Annotated in this window: 18 protein-coding genes; 4 read left to right on the top strand and 14 right to left on the bottom strand. The window is 52.4% G+C overall.

Annotated features, from left to right (window positions below):
• The first annotated feature begins 27 nt into the window (after window positions 1-27).
• From IPM28_17015 to IPM28_17005, 3 genes are all read left to right on the top strand, one after another.
• Window positions 28-1,035, top strand: a complete 1,008-nt coding sequence (locus tag IPM28_17015; protein MBK9174684.1) for a GHMP kinase — start codon at window positions 28-30, stop codon at window positions 1,033-1,035.
• 111 nt (window positions 1,036-1,146) lie between these two features.
• Window positions 1,147-1,518, top strand: a complete 372-nt coding sequence (locus tag IPM28_17010; protein MBK9174683.1) for a hypothetical protein — start codon at window positions 1,147-1,149, stop codon at window positions 1,516-1,518.
• A gap of 94 nt (window positions 1,519-1,612) precedes the next feature.
• Window positions 1,613-2,488 (top strand): DUF4097 family beta strand repeat protein, encoded by an 876-nt coding sequence (locus tag IPM28_17005; protein ID MBK9174682.1) that lies wholly within the window; start codon window positions 1,613-1,615, stop codon window positions 2,486-2,488.
• Between the two features lie 77 nt (window positions 2,489-2,565).
• Here the strand turns inward: IPM28_17005 and purQ are convergent, their stop codons facing one another.
• Together purQ and purS are read right to left on the bottom strand one after the other, a co-directional pair.
• Window positions 2,566-3,261, bottom strand: a complete 696-nt coding sequence (gene purQ, locus IPM28_17000; GenBank protein ID MBK9174681.1) for a phosphoribosylformylglycinamidine synthase subunit PurQ — start codon at window positions 3,259-3,261, stop codon at window positions 2,566-2,568.
• The gene (gene purS, locus IPM28_16995) at window positions 3,258-3,506 is read right to left on the bottom strand and encodes a phosphoribosylformylglycinamidine synthase subunit PurS (protein ID MBK9174680.1); all 249 of its coding nucleotides are present in this window, start codon (window positions 3,504-3,506) and stop codon (window positions 3,258-3,260) included. The genes purQ and purS overlap by 4 nt, the downstream gene beginning before the upstream one ends.
• Window positions 3,507-3,640: 134 nt before the next feature.
• Here purS and IPM28_16990 point away from each other — a divergent pair, with 134 nt between their 5' ends.
• Entirely contained in the window at window positions 3,641-4,027 is a 387-nt protein-coding gene (locus IPM28_16990; GenBank protein MBK9174679.1) for a DUF4870 domain-containing protein, read from the top strand.
• Here IPM28_16990 and IPM28_16985 read toward each other — a convergent pair.
• From IPM28_16985 to lysC, 12 genes are all read right to left on the bottom strand, one after another.
• A complete protein-coding gene (locus IPM28_16985) occupies window positions 4,024-5,316 on the bottom strand; it encodes an adenylosuccinate lyase (protein ID MBK9174678.1) in 1,293 nt (430 codons plus the stop codon). The two genes, IPM28_16990 and IPM28_16985, sit on opposite strands and share 4 nt — an antisense overlap.
• Window positions 5,317-5,321: 5 nt before the next feature.
• A complete protein-coding gene (locus IPM28_16980) occupies window positions 5,322-6,425 on the bottom strand; it encodes an AI-2E family transporter (GenBank protein MBK9174677.1) in 1,104 nt (367 codons plus the stop codon).
• Window positions 6,426-6,427: 2 nt separating this feature from the next.
• Window positions 6,428-7,465 carry an aspartate-semialdehyde dehydrogenase gene (gene asd / locus IPM28_16975; protein MBK9174676.1) on the bottom strand — a complete coding sequence of 346 codons (1,038 nt, stop codon included), beginning with the start codon at window positions 7,463-7,465 and terminating at the stop codon, window positions 6,428-6,430.
• Window positions 7,466-7,565: 100 nt separating this feature from the next.
• The gene (locus IPM28_16970) at window positions 7,566-8,732 is read right to left on the bottom strand and encodes a pyridoxal phosphate-dependent aminotransferase (GenBank protein ID MBK9174675.1); all 1,167 of its coding nucleotides are present in this window, start codon (window positions 8,730-8,732) and stop codon (window positions 7,566-7,568) included.
• On the bottom strand, window positions 8,729-8,995 hold the full coding sequence (locus IPM28_16965) for a hypothetical protein (GenBank protein ID MBK9174674.1): 267 nt from the start codon (window positions 8,993-8,995) through the stop codon (window positions 8,729-8,731). Before IPM28_16965 ends, IPM28_16970 begins: the two co-directional genes overlap by 4 nt.
• A gap of 68 nt (window positions 8,996-9,063) precedes the next feature.
• Window positions 9,064-9,894 (bottom strand): 2,3,4,5-tetrahydropyridine-2,6-dicarboxylate N-succinyltransferase, encoded by an 831-nt coding sequence (locus IPM28_16960; protein MBK9174673.1) that lies wholly within the window; start codon window positions 9,892-9,894, stop codon window positions 9,064-9,066.
• 14 nt (window positions 9,895-9,908) lie between these two features.
• Window positions 9,909-10,304 (bottom strand): hypothetical protein, encoded by a 396-nt coding sequence (locus IPM28_16955; protein MBK9174672.1) that lies wholly within the window; start codon window positions 10,302-10,304, stop codon window positions 9,909-9,911.
• Window positions 10,305-10,400: 96 nt separating this feature from the next.
• Entirely contained in the window at window positions 10,401-11,285 is an 885-nt protein-coding gene (locus IPM28_16950; GenBank protein ID MBK9174671.1) for a 4-hydroxy-tetrahydrodipicolinate synthase, read from the bottom strand.
• 86 nt (window positions 11,286-11,371) lie between these two features.
• Window positions 11,372-12,028, bottom strand: coding sequence for a phosphoribosylanthranilate isomerase (locus IPM28_16945; protein ID MBK9174670.1), 657 nt, complete (start codon window positions 12,026-12,028; stop codon window positions 11,372-11,374).
• Window positions 12,006-12,713, bottom strand: a complete 708-nt coding sequence (locus IPM28_16940; GenBank protein ID MBK9174669.1) for an NAD(P)-binding domain-containing protein — start codon at window positions 12,711-12,713, stop codon at window positions 12,006-12,008. Before IPM28_16940 ends, IPM28_16945 begins: the two co-directional genes overlap by 23 nt.
• 43 nt (window positions 12,714-12,756) lie before the next feature.
• Window positions 12,757-13,788: a M20/M25/M40 family metallo-hydrolase gene (locus IPM28_16935; GenBank protein ID MBK9174668.1), complete on the bottom strand. Its 1,032-nt coding sequence runs from the start codon at window positions 13,786-13,788 to the stop codon at window positions 12,757-12,759.
• A gap of 12 nt (window positions 13,789-13,800) precedes the next feature.
• Window positions 13,801-15,141, bottom strand: a complete 1,341-nt coding sequence (lysC, locus tag IPM28_16930) for a lysine-sensitive aspartokinase 3 (protein ID MBK9174667.1) — start codon at window positions 15,139-15,141, stop codon at window positions 13,801-13,803.
• Between the last annotated feature and the right edge of the window lie 93 nt (window positions 15,142-15,234).

Below are 15,234 nucleotides of genomic sequence, written 5' to 3'. Positions count from 1 at the left end.
TCGAAAAACTCTCGAGGAAAGTAATCTGTGATAATCGAATCGTCCGCGCCGACCCGCGTCGATCTTGCCGGAGGAACAATTGATATTCCACCGCTTTTTCTGTTTCACGACGGAGCCGCGACCGTAAATTTTGCCGTCAGCCTGCTCGCCAAATGCCGCATTGAGACACGCGACGATGACGTCATCTCCCTCGAATCGATCGACCGTGGTGTGGGTTTTGAGACGACGATCGACCGCATTCACGAACTTCGAAATGAACCAAGGCTCGAACTGCTTTCGAAGCTCGTTCATTTCTTCAAGCCCACGACCGGTTTTCACATGACAACAGAATCGGAGGCACCGGCAGGCGCCGGTCTTGCCGGTTCGTCGACTCTTAACATCGCGTGCATTGGCGCACTTAACGCCCTGGTTGGCGAACGTTACACCGCCGATCGATTCATACCGATCGCGGCAAATGTTGAGTGTCAGGTGATACGTGTCCCGACCGGATTCCAGGATTATTATTCCGCGCAATACGGCGGTGCGGCGTGCATACACTTTTCGCCGGAGGGTATAAAGCGCGAAGCACTCGATTTCGATCATTCTGAGCTTAAAGATCGGATCGTGGTATGTTACACGGGCGAGCCGCGGAATTCGGGTACGAACAACTGGGAGATCACCAAACGACATATAGACGGCGATCGGGAGCTGTTCGACATATTCGAAGGGATCCGCGATGGTTCGCTGCGTCTGCGCGAGGCGTTGCTGAGAAACGATTGGCAAGCGGTCGGTGAACTTCTCAACTCGGCCCATCCTCAAAGAAAACGGCTTTCGCCAAACATTACCACACCGCACATGGATGAGCTTATCGACAAAGCCACCAGAAATGGTGCGTTAGCAGCGAAAGTGTGCGGCGCGGGCGGCGGGGGATGCATCGCTTTCTTCTGCGAAGCTGACCGCAGGTCTGATGTCGAGTCAGCTCTAGGATCGGAAAATGGGGTTGAAGTACTTAATTGGGAGATGAACACGACCGGCCTAACGGTCGACATTCGATGATGCCCGTTGCGTCATGCCCGATGCTGGCGCTAGAATTTCGCTCAAGTTCGTATTTGTCGCGGCTGATTTGATATTCCGGCTGTCATCCAAATCAGATTTAGGGGTTCCTTTATGAAACGAATGATAATTCCGGTCGTCTTTTCGATACTGGTCTTCAGTGTTTCGGTCATCGCTCAAGCCGAAAGAAAAGACGGAAGGGTCTATTGGCGAGGTTCGGTCGATGATAAAGTTCACCTCGTGATCAAGGGCCTCACGCTTGAAGTAAAGACAGTAACCGGTCGGGCGGCAGCACCCGGCAATCATAGTTTCACGGCTCGGCTGCCTAGAGTGCCTGTGACCGTTGTTGGTGCAAGGGTCGAAGGTCGGGGTAGAATTGCGGTAATTCAGCAGCCGACGGCCGAAAACGATTTTACGGCAATCGTTGAGATAACGGATGACCGCGGTGGTGCAGGAGAATATCTCCTCGATATTTCCTGGAGTTGACACACCTTCAAGTTTTTGTCACAAGTTCGATCCTCACGGTGTTTTGAATACAGAAAAGCATTTTTCATATTCAGAAAACCGGAGGATCTTCTTAATGATTACACCAAAGTTCAGTAGGTTTTTTCTAGCTACTCTTCTTTTTGTTACTGGCGGCTTGATCGACGATGCATATTCACAGGAGACAAAGTCGAGATCACAGGGATCTCACGAATTCTGTTCCGCCCACAGTAATTACGGCGGCGATAAAGTTGGCCACCGCGAACTGCGTGAGTTTACTGTACCGGCGAGCGGGACTCTGCGAGTTGACGGCGAACGAAACGGCGGGATCTCAGTAAAAGGCGGAAACGTCGGTGAGATCCAGGTCCGGGCCTGTGTCAATGCCTGGGGAACAACCGAACAAAACGCTCGTGCGAACGCCGAGAATATCAAGATCTCAACGAGCGGTACGATCGTAGCAGAGAACAGATCTGATGATAGCAACTGGGGCGTCTCGTATCAGATCACGGTCCCACGCAATACCGATCTCGAACTTACGGCCAAAAACGGCGGCATTTCGATCGCGGGCGTCGACGGCAATCTCGAATTTACTACGGTAAACGGCGGCATAAGCCTGAGCGACGTTTCGGGCAACGTACGCGGTCGCACTGCGAATGGTGGAATCAATATAAGCCTTACCGGGTCGAGCTGGAGAGGAAACGGCCTTGACGTTTCGACCACGAATGGCGGTGTAAAACTCAACTTGCCTGTTAACTACGCGGCAAATATCGAGGCCGGAACGGTGAATGGTGGATACAAAAGCGATATTCCGGCCTTGAACATTACAACCGAAGACGAGAAAGGCGAGTGGAACGGACGCCATCGCTCAAAGCAGATCAACACTTCGATCAACGGTGGCGGAGCACCGATACGGGTAAAAACCACGAACGGCGGAGTAAAGATCGAGACCACCGATGGCGACAAGAAGTACTGATGATCGAAGTAACATTAACGCAAAAAAGAGCCGCATCTCGCGGCTCTTTTTCACACGCAGTGTTATTCGCTGATATTCTAATTCGCCGCGATCGCGTTGGTAAGCGAAAGGAATATGTCGCGGCCGTCGTTCGAGCCCAAGATCTCTTCACAAGCGCGTTCGGGATGCGGCATCATCCCTAGTACGTTTCGATCAAGATTGCAGATCCCGGCGATGTTCGAGCGGGCACCATTCGGATTTGCGGCTTCCGTTATCTCACCATCTTGTTCGCAATACCGGAAAACGATCTGGCCGTTTTCTTCGAGTGAATCAAATGTCTCGTCGTCGCACGCATAGTTGCCATCTGCATGGGCGATCGGAATCGACAAGACGCGGCCTGGTTCGATGACCTTGGTGAATGGCGTATTCTGATTCTCTACACGAACGTTGACGTGCCGGCAAACAAAATGAAGGCCGGCGTTTCGCATCAGGGCTCCGGGCAGCAACCCCGCCTCGCAAAGTATCTGAAACCCATTGCAGATCCCGAAAACGAACTTCCCTTCAGACGCAAACTCCCTTACCGCATTCATCACCGGAGAAAAACGAGCCAGTGCACCGGCACGAAGATAGTCGCCGTATGAAAATCCGCCGGGGATGATCAAAGCATCGAACCCACCAAGATCGGTCTCCTTATGCCAGACGAAATCAACAGGCTGTCCGACGTGTTTCGAGATCACATGATATGCATCATGATCACAGTTCGAGCCTGGAAATACGATAACTCCGAATTTCATTGGTCAACTATCTCCACTCGATATTCTTCGATAACGGGATTTGCAAGCACGTCTCTGGCGATCTGCTCGACGGAACGTCGGGCCTCGTCTTCAGTGAAAGCTCCATCGAGCATTATCTCAAAATACTTGCCCTGACGTATGTCCGCGATCCTGTCGAACCCGAGAGTCTGGACGGAATGATGAATGGCTTTGCCCTGAGGGTCGAGAACACTCGATTTGAGCGTAACGTATACTTTTGCTTTCATTTACCTCTCCGAAATAAATTGTAGATTGTTACGCAATTTGTTGTATTTATCAACATCTTGTGTTAACTTTCACGCTGTCATCACTGCAGTCGCTTTTATCTTTCAATACCTCAAAAGGAGAAATCAAAAAGAATATGCAAAACATGGGAGGCGGTAAGACCGCACTTGGATTGGACACCAATGTCGGTGCATTGCTTTGCTACTTGCCGGTGTGCCTCGTGAGCCTGGTTTACAGCATCATCGTTCTCGTATCGGATAAGGACAACAAGACGATGCGCTTCCACGCGTTTCAGTCGCTGCTTTTAACCGGGCTTTACATCGTGTTGGTTATCGCGATATCCGTGATCGGCGGGGTGATCGGCGCGGTAGTAAGCGGGACGCTTGGTTCACTCTTCAGCCTTCTGAGTTTCGTTGTGATCATCGCATTCTTGGGTGCAATGATATACGGATGCATCAAGGGCTATCAGGGCGAGAAATTCAAATTCCCAATTGTTGGTGATATGGCCGAAAAATGGGCCTAACCGAATACTCTTTTGAAAACGGCATCTACATTGCGTAGATAATGTTTCAGATCAAAGACGCGGGCAATTTCTTCGGGTGACAAATACGAAGAGATGTCCGCGTCTTTCATAACCAGGTCCTGATAGTCACCGCCTTCGTCCCAGACCCTCATCGCATTTCGCTGAGTAAAAACATATGCATCTTCACGCGAGACGCCTTTTTGCGTCAGAGCGAGCATCAACTGCCCGCTGAAGACCAACCCCTTCGATATCGAAAGGTTCTTTAGCATGTTATCGGGAAATACGACCAGCGTGTCTAGCAACGAAGTTGTTTTCGCAAGAATATAATCAAGTGTTGCCGAGGAATCGGGCAAGACTATCCGTTCAGCCGAAGAGTGTGAAATATCACGTTCGTGCCACAAAGCGACGTTCTCGAGCCCTACGATCGCATTTGCGCGAACTGTTCGAGCCATACCGCAGATCCGCTCGGACAGTATGGGGTTTCGTTTATGCGGCATGGCCGACGAGCCCTTTTGACCCTTCTTGAAGGCCTCCTGAGCTTCGCGAACCTCTGTTCGCTGCCAATGGCGTACCTGGAGAGCGATCTTTTCAAGAGTCGAAGCGACTATCGCAAGAGTACATAGGTATTCAGCATAACGGTCCCGTTGAATGACCTGTGTTGAGACATCGGCAGCCGCAAGTCCGAGTTTCGCACAAACGCGTTCCTCGATATCAGGCCCTAAATGGGCAAAGGCTCCGACGGCACCGCTGATCTTGCCGACGGCAACGATACTTCGAGCCTGAGCAAGCCGCTGCCGGTTACGTTCCATCTCGGAAAACCACAACGCCCATGTCATCCCGAATGCGGTGGGTTCGGCATGAATGCCGTGCGTTCGCCCGATCTGCGGTGTATCTTTGAATTCGTATGCTCGTCGCTTCAGTACCGGCAGCATTGCGTCGATCCTCTGGATAAGCAAGTCACACGATTCCCGCAGAAGTATCGCGTTTGCGGTGTCGACAACGTCGCTCGATGTCAGGCCGTAATGAACGAAGCGAGATGCCGGGCCGATATTTTCGGCAAGATTGGTCGTAAACGCAATGACGTCATGATCGGTCGTCTTTTCGATCTCACTGATACGCTCAGGCGTGAATGCAGCTCTGACCTTTATTTCAGCGAGTGCGTCAGCAGGGATGGTTCCATCATCGGCATGAACCTCACAAACGGCGATCTCGACATCCAGCCATTTCTGGAATTTGTTCTGCTGCGACCAAATCGCGCCCATTTCGGGCAATGTGTAGCGTTCGATCATAGTTTTCAGGTTTCTTCTTCGGGGGTACCGCTATCAGCATTCACCGCGCTGCCATCGAAGTCCCCGCTGTCTCCCAGAACGTCCTGAACGTAAACCATTTGGACGACGACCATCATCATTGCGAGCAGCGGCGTTGCCAGAACCAGGCCGAGGCCGCCAAGTGTCACACCGAAAACGAGTTGAAAGATGATCGTTAGTGCAGGCGGTAATTCGACGGTTTCACGTTCGATTATCGGCGTCACCAGATTCGACTCGATCAGCTGAACCCCGACATAAAGTCCCAGTACGTATAAGGCTGTTATCGGGCTGTTTATAAATGCTAAGAGCAATGCGGGAAGCGCCGAAATTATCGGGCCAAAATTGGGGATAAATGACAGAAGGCCGGCGATAAGCCCGAGTGTGAGGGCAAGGGGTACGCCAATGATCGAAAGCCCGACCCAGGTCAATGCCCCTATAAAGACCATCGATCCGATCTTCCCGATCAGCCACCAGCTAAGTGTATCGCTGATCGTGTCCATCACCTCGCCTACTCGGGCCCTTGAACCGATCGGAAACAATCGCACGAATCCGTTCGAATACAAGCGCGGTTCGGCAGCCAAATAGACCGCGAGAAGAACCACCACAAAAAAATTTCCGAGTGCTCCTACGGTCGAAGAAAAGACGCCGCCGACACCAGATATCAATTGGCCAGTGTCGATCTTCTCCATTATCGCTTCTGTGCTCGGCATCTGGCGGATAAGCGCCTGGCCCCATCCAAACTGCCCGACGTAATCGCCAACCTGCTTAGCCGACTGCGGAAGCTTTACTCTAAGAAGTTGGACCTGTTCGGCAACGCTTGGGGCAAGCAATGCGACCGCCCCGGCGAGAACGACCAACAATACGGCGGAAATACCAAGCACCGCCAATCCCTCGGGAATCTTGAACCGCGACGCCACCGGAACGGCTAAACCGCGTAAGAAGATCGCGATAAGGACACCAGAAAAGATCAATAACAGAATGTCGATCGTATAGTAGAGCAATGCGATCAGCATTATGGTGAGAACGACAATGCCGATTACGATCAGCACCTTTTGGGCAAACGTTCTTTCAGAGGCTGAGATAGGTCCCATTTTCAGATAACGCCTTTGTCTATAAGCAGTTCTGCGTTGAGAATGGTCGAACCTGCCGCCCCGCGGACGGTGTTGTGGCTGAGCGATACGAAACGATAGTCAAAAACATTGTCTGGAAAAACGCGACCGACAATTACGGTCATTCCATTACCTCGATCTCGATCGAGCCTAGGCTGCGGCCGCGATGGTTCGTCAAGAACGTCGATGAATCGATCGGGTGAAGAGTGAAGATCGAGCACCGGAAAACTCTTCATCGCATCAACCACGTCTTCAAGCGTGGCCGTGTTGCGAAGGTTGACCCTTATTGAGGCGGTGTGACCATCGATCACGTTCACTCTGAAACACTGTGCCGAAAGTGTAAAGTCCGCCTTGTGAATTGCACCGCCGACCATTTCCCCCAAGATCTTTTGGGATTCGGTCTCGACCTTCGGTTCTTCGCCTGCGATATACGGGATAACGTTATCGATGATATCCAGAGATGCGACGCCCGGATATCCAGCTCCGGAAATTGCCTGCAACGTTGTCACAACTGCCGATTCGACACCAAACCGACGGTGAAGTGCGGCAAGGGGCGGAGCAATACTGGTCACCGCGCAATTCGGATTTGTCACGATAAAACCTTTAGCAAATCCCCGCTTTTGCTGCTGGACCTCGATCAGGCCTAAATGATCTGCATTGATTTCAGGGATTAGCAGCGGCACATCCTCATCCATCCGATAGCATGAGGAATTACTTATCACCGGAAATCCTGCCCGTGCGAACGATTCCTCGGTTTCGCGTGCGACAGACGATGGAAGGCTCGAAAATACGATATCGCAATCCAGAGGCGGCTCGATCGGTTGAACAACGATCTCACGTACATTCTCAGGGATGTCGCCTGTCAATTTCCACGCGCAAGCTTCCGCGAACGATTTGCCTGCCGAGCGGTCAGAAGCGGCAAGCGCGGTTATTTCAAACTGCGGATGCCCTTGAAGCAACTGCACGAAGCGCTGCCCCACAGTTCCTGTTGCTCCCAATATTCCTACACGGTATTTTTTCACTTATTTCGGTTTACGAACGAATCTGCACGAATTTGTCTATCATGTCCGTAAATTAGGTCGTTACGAATTGGCGAGGTGCAAAATTTCGCCGGGGTATTTCTTAAATGTTCGTCAACAAGGCTTCTTTCATCCGCTTAACGCCTTCAACCATTTTCTCTTCAGTGTTGCAGAATGAAATGCGTAAGAAACCCTTCGCCTCAGACCCAAAAGCCGTTCCCGGAACGGTCACGACCCGGTTTTGAAGACATCTTTCCGCGACCTCCATATCATCGCCGACCGTACGGACATCAAGCATCGTATAAAAAGCACCTTCGGGCGATGTAGCATCGAGCTGCATTTCGGTCTTGAACAGGTTCACCAGAAACTCGCCGCGTTTCCGATAAACATCCCGCGAATGCTGCTTCCAATTTTCAGCCTCGGCGGTCCATCCGAGCAGAGAAGCTTTTTGGGTGATGGTCGAGGTGCAGACGGTCAGAAACCCGTGCAGCACGTGGATCGCTTTCATTACCTCGGGCCTGGAGCTTGCCGCCCAACCAAGCCGCCAGCCGGTCATGCTCAATGATTTCGAAAGGCCGCTGACGATCACCGTTCGGTCGTAAAATTCCGAGGCGGAACGTGGACGCTCGCCAAAGTAAAGATCACTGTAAATCTCGTCCGAGATCAAATATACCCCGGAACCGTCAAGCACCTCTGCGATCTGCCTGAGGTCGCTTTCGGTAAAGATCTTGCCCGTCGGATTTGATGGCGAGATCACGACGGCAGCCTTCGTCTTCGGGGTTATCGCACTCTTGAACTCTTCAATATCGAATGCAAACTCCTTGTTGGCCGGCAAACGGTAATAGACCGGATTTCCCTGTGAAATGCGGACACATGCGTCGTAGGCCGGAAAGCTAGGATTTGGCAAGAGTACGTCGTCTCCTATGTCGACGATCGAAAGAAATGCGGCCGTCATAGCTTCCTGCGAACCGCAAGTTACGACGACGTCGCTCAGCCCGAGTTCAAGGTGCGGGTACTGTTCAGCGATCTTGGCCCTGAGGGCCGGAATCCCCGGATGGGACGTATAACCATTTTGCTCGTGTAGCGTAACACGCGACGCCTCTTCCCGGAGAAACTCCGGGGTCGGAAGATCCGGCTCGCCGAGGCCGAAATTGATACTATCGGGTAATGCCCGCTCAAAGAACTGACGTATAAGCGTCGGCTGCAGACCGCGGAGCCTAGCCGGCAGTTCAAATTCCGGAATTTCGGTCTTTTCTACACTTGCTGTCATTCGCCGTCAGTGGTCGCCTTTCCAGGATCAGTTTCGGCATCGGGTTGAGAATCGCTGCTTTCGAGATCATCTTCGATCTCCCCGCGCAGTTCAGCCACTTCGAGATTAAACTCTCCTTCAGCGGCAGTGTTCGGATCAGCCGTAAGTATGCCGCCGATCATCTCGACCTCTCCGATTATTTTTTGTCCAAGAGCGGATATCGAATCTTTGATCGAGGTCGATTCCTTTACATTTCCCTCAGGAGCTTCGTTTTCTGTGATCATACACTCCGATTCTAACAGCGAATTCGATAAGCTCCAATCATCCTGTCGTTGCTGGACTCCAGATTCCTCTATCTCAAATAGTCTTCTAGTCTTGTAGAAGTTTGGGTCTTCTCGTCACGGTATTTAACAATGATCGGGCAATAGATCGAAAGGCCATTATCTTTGCCAAAACCGGCCGAGACAGCACGAGCCCCTTGGACAACAACGGCTCCGGCGGGGATCTCCAGAGGCAAGTTGTCGGTTGACTTGATCACTCGCTCGTTCGGCAGATCAAATACGGGTGTCGACCGCGTCAAGATCACCCCCGAAGCGAGAACCGCCTGTTCACGAACGATCGTTCCTTCATATACGCCCGTGTTACCACCGACGAGTACGTCGTCCTCGATGATCACAGGCAATGCGCCGACCGGCTCGAGCACACCGCCGATCTGTGCGGCTGCCGAAAGGTGAACGCGCTTCCCGATCTGTGCGCACGAGCCGACAAGCGCGTGCGAATCGACCATCGTTCCCTCGTCAACATACGCGCCGACATTGATATAAGCCGGCGGCACCACAACCACGCTCGGGGCGACATACGAACCGTCGCGAATAGCCGAGCCGCCCATCACGATCCTCACGCCGTCTTCCAAAGTCATCGGCCGCAGCGGAAATGTGTCTTTGTCAAAGAACTGTAATGTCTCGGTCGGCTTAGACATCTCGACCATTTTTCCCATGCGGAATCCGAGCAAAATTCCCTGCTTTACCCAAGAATTCGCCCGCCAAACGCCGTCCGCACCTTTCTCCGCTGAACGTATCTCGCCGCGACGGAGCGCAGTTTTGAACGTTTCGTAGATTTCGCGGTCATCAGAGGAAAATTCCGACTCCTCAAATAACCTCTCTATTTCACTCTGTAGATTCACAAACTCTCCGCATATTAAACTTCGTCCCGGTTTCCGATAACTGCCTTCGCGATCAATCCGATCCCGCCCGCGAACAAAACCAGCATGATTATCGTGTTAAAAAGACTCGTCGGTTGAAAATATATCTGCAGGTTCATCAAAATCCCCGCCGCGATGACGATCAAGCTTATCGCGATCAGGATCCAGCCAATTATCGATCTGCCGTTAAAGAAAACGAACGCGATGCCGAAGATCAGCGGCACGAGCGACAGTCCAAAAGTGTTGTAACCACCCCAATTCCAAAAGCCGCTGGTCACGATCACGCGGCTGATGAGCATATAGCCGCCCGCGATGGTCATGATGAACCCGATCACGAACTCCGCCAAACCTCCAGAAGTCCCGCCCGGCCTTTTTAGATCGTCAAATTCCATAAGAATTGTAAATTGGCAATTGTCGAATTGTTAATTGGGGGTAAGAAACATCCTCTTTCAATTGCCAATTAGGCAATTAACAATTGACAATTTAACTCATCCGACGAGTTTCAGTTCCTTAATTATCGACTTCAATTCTGCACGTGTTTCCGCAGTTACTGGAACCAACGGCAGGCGCAAATTCTCTTCCAGCAAGCCCATTTCCTTCATCACGAACTTGCACGGAGCGGGCGAAGATTCGATAAAATTCGCTTCCATCAACGGCAATATTTTGTAATGGATCTTGCGTGCGAAGTGAAATGACCCTTTTAGTGCATACTCGACCATTTTCGAGGTTTCCTTCGGGATCTCATTAGAGCAAACAGACACCAAACCGTCGCCGCCCAACGCTATCAGCGGCAATGCAGTAGCGTCGTCGCCAGAAAAAACCTTGAAATTCTTCGGACGCTCACGCAAGATCTCCATAACCTGAGGGAAATTCCCTGAGGCTTCTTTGGTCGCAATGATGTTTTCGAATTTATCTGCCAATCGCAGCGTTGTTTCGGCCGAAATGTTCGAAGAAGTCCTCGACGGCACGTTATACAACATTATCGGGAAGCCTTTCACGCTTTTTGCGATCTCGCTAAAATGAGCGAACATGCCCGCCTGGGTCGGTTTGTTGTAATACGGGGCAACGAGCAATGCGGCATCAGCTCCGACCTCGCGAGCCTTTCGGGTAAATTCAATGGTCGCGGCAGTATTATTGCTCCCAGTTCCGGCAATGACTCTTGCCTTGTGCTTATGAGCCGTCTCAACCGTCGATCGAATCACGAGCAGCCGTTCCGATTCGCTCATCGTGACGCTTTCCCCTGTTGTGCCACAAGGAACAAGTAGACTTACACCGCTTTTTATCTGCCGCTCAACAAGCTCTTGAAGGCACTCGTCATCTATCGAGCCGTCCTTTCGAAACGGCGTCACCAGCGCGGTCGCACACCCCCGCATCCAGTCAACTTTCGTAGTCATACGGCAAAGATTATCACAGAATCAACGGCGGAAACACGACTGGTCGGGCGTGTGCCCTGTCAGCATCAAACCGATACCGCGTCAAAAAACGCTTCTAGTTTTCGCAGATCCAGCTTTCCGTCTGTCCTAACGCCGGAGCAAAGATCGACCCCGAACGGCTGCACGGTTTCGATCGCATTTCGGACGTTGTCGGCATTCAGCCCGCCGGCAAGAAACACTGGCCTTCCACACGTTTCGACTATCTTTTTGCTGAGTCTCCAATCATGCCGACGCCCGGTTCCACCTAGTTCCTTGACCGCTAATTTAGGATTGCCGCTGTCCAGCAGGATCGCGTCAACATATTCGGCAAGCTCAGCCGCTTCGTCCACCGATTCTTCGCCGATGACATGAATTACCTGCACAAGCTTCACATTTGGCAACGCCGCCTTGATGTCGTGATATGCACGATCCGTCAGTTCATCGACGATCTGGATCGTGTTCGTCTTCGTACGGTGATGATGATCAATAATTCCCTGCGAAGTTTGTTGGCTGGTTAACAAAAACGTAGCTATTGGCGGCGGAACAGTTTGGGCGATCCTGAATATTTCTCTATCTGATATGGGCCCCGGACCGGACGGCATATCTCCTACCAACCCGATAGCCGAGGCGCCATACGCGATCGCATCGGCCGCCTCTTGAGCATCGGCGATACAGCAGACCTTAATTCGCGGTTTTTTTGCCAACTATCTCGTCCATCACTTCACTAAACTCGAAAAAACCCTTCTTTCCGACGACCCATTCGGCGGCCATCACGGCCCCTAATGCAAACCCCTCACGCGAACGGGCGATATGCTCAAGCAGGACCTGGTCCGCCGGCCCGTCAAATCCGACACGATGCGTGCCTGGAATGCTCCCCGCACGAGTTGAGGCGATATCTCCAGCATTGACGTAATGTGACAACAGATCTCTGAGCTTTAACGCCGTTCCGCTTGGTGCATCTTTCTTTCGTGAATGATGCTGCTCTTCGATGAAGGCTTGGTACTCCGGGAACCTCGCGAAAAGCTCGGCGGCAAATTCGGCAATGCGATAGAACAGATTCACACCGATCGAGAAGTTCGCCCCGTAAACCATCGACCCGTTGCCATCAAGGACAATTTGTTCGATCTCAGTACGCGACGCGTTCCAACCCGTCGTGCCCTCGACCAACGGAACAACTGCAAGCACGCAAGCCTCGACATTCCGCCGAACGGCCTCAGCGGTCGTGAAATCTATCGCAACATCGCATCCGTGCAGTTTCCCCGCGATCTCAGCAGCCGTACGTTCGGCATCGGATTCATCAATTATGGCGGCGATCTCGTGTCCTTTCTCTAAGGCAAGACGTTCAATGAGTTTCCCCATCGTTCCGTAGCCTATAAGTGCGATTTTCATAAAGCAAAGCGGTTTTGCCACGACTCTACGCGAATGTCACGGATCAGACCGCCTGATTCGTGACATTCGTGTAATTCGTGGCTAATAATTTCTTAGCCAAATTAATGTAAAACTCAACGGAGATCTCAAGATCTTTCTTCAAAACAAATTCATCCTTCGTATGGGCGACGAGGATCGATCCGGGGCCGAGGAGAAGAGGTTTGCCCCAGTTGGACATGTGCGGGATGTCGGTGGTGAACCGGACCACTTTCTGTGTAAAGCCCTCCACAGGAAATAGTTTTACCGGTTCGCTGCACGATAAGACCTCTATTTCGGCGCGGCCGCGGATGACACTCTCGAGAGCCTGTTCGATCGGCTCTCTTTTCGTTGTCAGGCGTATGAGCAAGCCGGCCTCCGCTTTTGGCGGGATGATGTTCAGGGCGAGGCCGCCGTCTATCGTGCCGATATTCACAGTCGTCTCGCCAAAGAAATCGTCATGCGGGAAATGCGTGTGCCGAATGTCTTCAAGAATGTCCAGAAGCGTCTCGATCGCCGAATCGCCTTCTTCGGGATACGCCGAATGTGCGGCCTTCCCGCTTGTTTTGATCATCAGACGGAACGAGCCCTTAGAGCCGATCGCGAGGTCGTTATCGGTCGGCTCGCCGTTGATCATGTATTCGCATTTCGCCGCGAGCGGGTGCAGATTCGCCGCCTTCGCACCGGTGCTCGCACGCTCTTCCTCGACCGTGTAGAGCAAGCCGATGTCCGTAATTCCCTCTTTTCGTAACTGCTCAGCCGCAGTTATCTGGGCCGCAATTATTCCCTTCGCGTCACACGCCCCGCGGCCATAGATCTTCTCGTTATCTTCCGTCGGCGGAATGAACGGCGGCACTGTGTCCATGTGTGTCGAAAGCCATACTCGCGGGGTGTCGTTCAGAGTTGCGATGACGTTATTTTGATTCTCGCTGACCGGCTGTAGCTCGACCGTCCACCCGAGCGTTTCCAGATGATCGCGCAAGAAATACCCTACCGCTTCCTCGTTACCGGAAACGGACGGAATGTTCATTAATGACTTCGTTAATTCAAAAAGACTCATTTCGGTTGTCAGTTAAATGAAAAACTCTGAATGCAACTTACTTATGACGCCGGCCGCGTCCTCTTCTTTCACAACAAAAGTTAGATTCACGGCCGATGCCCCGTGGGAGACGAGTTCGATATGGACGTCATCAATGGTTGAAAAGATCTTGGATGCAAGGCCGGTCGAGGCTCGAAGGCCCTCGCCAACGACGCAGATGACGGCGTAACCCGGTACGACCTCGACATCGCCAAGCCTCGACAGCTCGTCAACGATCTTTTCTAAAGAAGCGGTATTGTCGAGCGTCAACGCGATCGAGACCTCTGATGTCGAGATCACGTCGATCACCGTACGGTAGCGGTCAAATACCTGAAACACCGCACTCATGAAACCATAGCTGCCAAGCATCCGCGCCGAGGTTACCCGCAAGATCGTTATACCCTTTTTGCTTGCTATCGATTTGATCTTGTTCGGAGCCTCGCCCGATTTGGCAACGACCATCGTGCCGACCGCTCCAGGCTCAAATGTGTTGCAGACGCGAACCGGGATGCCATGATCCACCGCCGGTTTGATCGTTTTCGGATGAAGGACCTTCGCCCCAAAATAAGCAAGCTCGGCCGCCTCTTCGTAAGACAGTACAGGGATCGTGCGAGCGTTGCTGCAGATCCGCGGATCGCACGTCATCACGCCCGTGACATCGGTCCATATCTGCAATTCACGGGCGTTCAGCGACGCAGCCACGATCGCCGCCGAATAATCGGAACCGCCTCGGCCGAGAGTCGTCGTTTCACCCGCCCGGTTGCCGGCAATGAAGCCGCCCATTACGGGCACTTCACCCTCGTCGATCGCGGGTTCAAGCTCGAGCCGGACAAGATCGGCCGTCTCCTCCATTATCGGCTGGGCCGCGCCGAATTCGTCGTCTGTCACGATAAGCCGCCGCGAATCGACATGCCTTGTGTTGACGCCTTTCACCTTCAATACCTCGGCCACGAGTCGCGAGGAAAGTTGCTCGCCGTAGGAAACGATCGCGTCTTTAAGCATCGAGAGCGGGAGCGAACGCCGTGCAGCACGCATCAAAAGATCAGAAAGTTCGTCGCGGGCAAATTGTAGCTCGGCGTCAAAGAGGTTCGGCGAGCCTTCGGGAATAAAATGTCTTGCGACCTCGATGTGCCGTTCGTATTGCGGTTCGAGCGAAGATATCGCGCCGGCAAATTCTCCTTTCTTAGCGATCTCGAAAGCCGCAAGCAATGCGTCAGTTACTCTGGTCATCGCCGAGACTACAACGATCGGACGCCTTTCGGCCTGGGTCGAAACAACGTGAAGAACGCGTTCGAACGCGGCGACGTCGCCGACGGACGTGCCGCCAAACTTCATGACTGTCGGTGCCGAACTTGCGCTCACAATAACTGAGAAGTTCAACCGTTTCTTATAGCATTGTCAAGCTTAGCTGATGGATTGCGATCGCTC

It is taken from the genome of Chloracidobacterium sp. (assembly GCA_016716305.1).
In the GTDB taxonomy this organism is placed as follows: domain Bacteria; phylum Acidobacteriota; class Blastocatellia; order Pyrinomonadales; family Pyrinomonadaceae; genus OLB17.
This window is presented reverse-complemented; position numbering and strand designations above follow the sequence as displayed.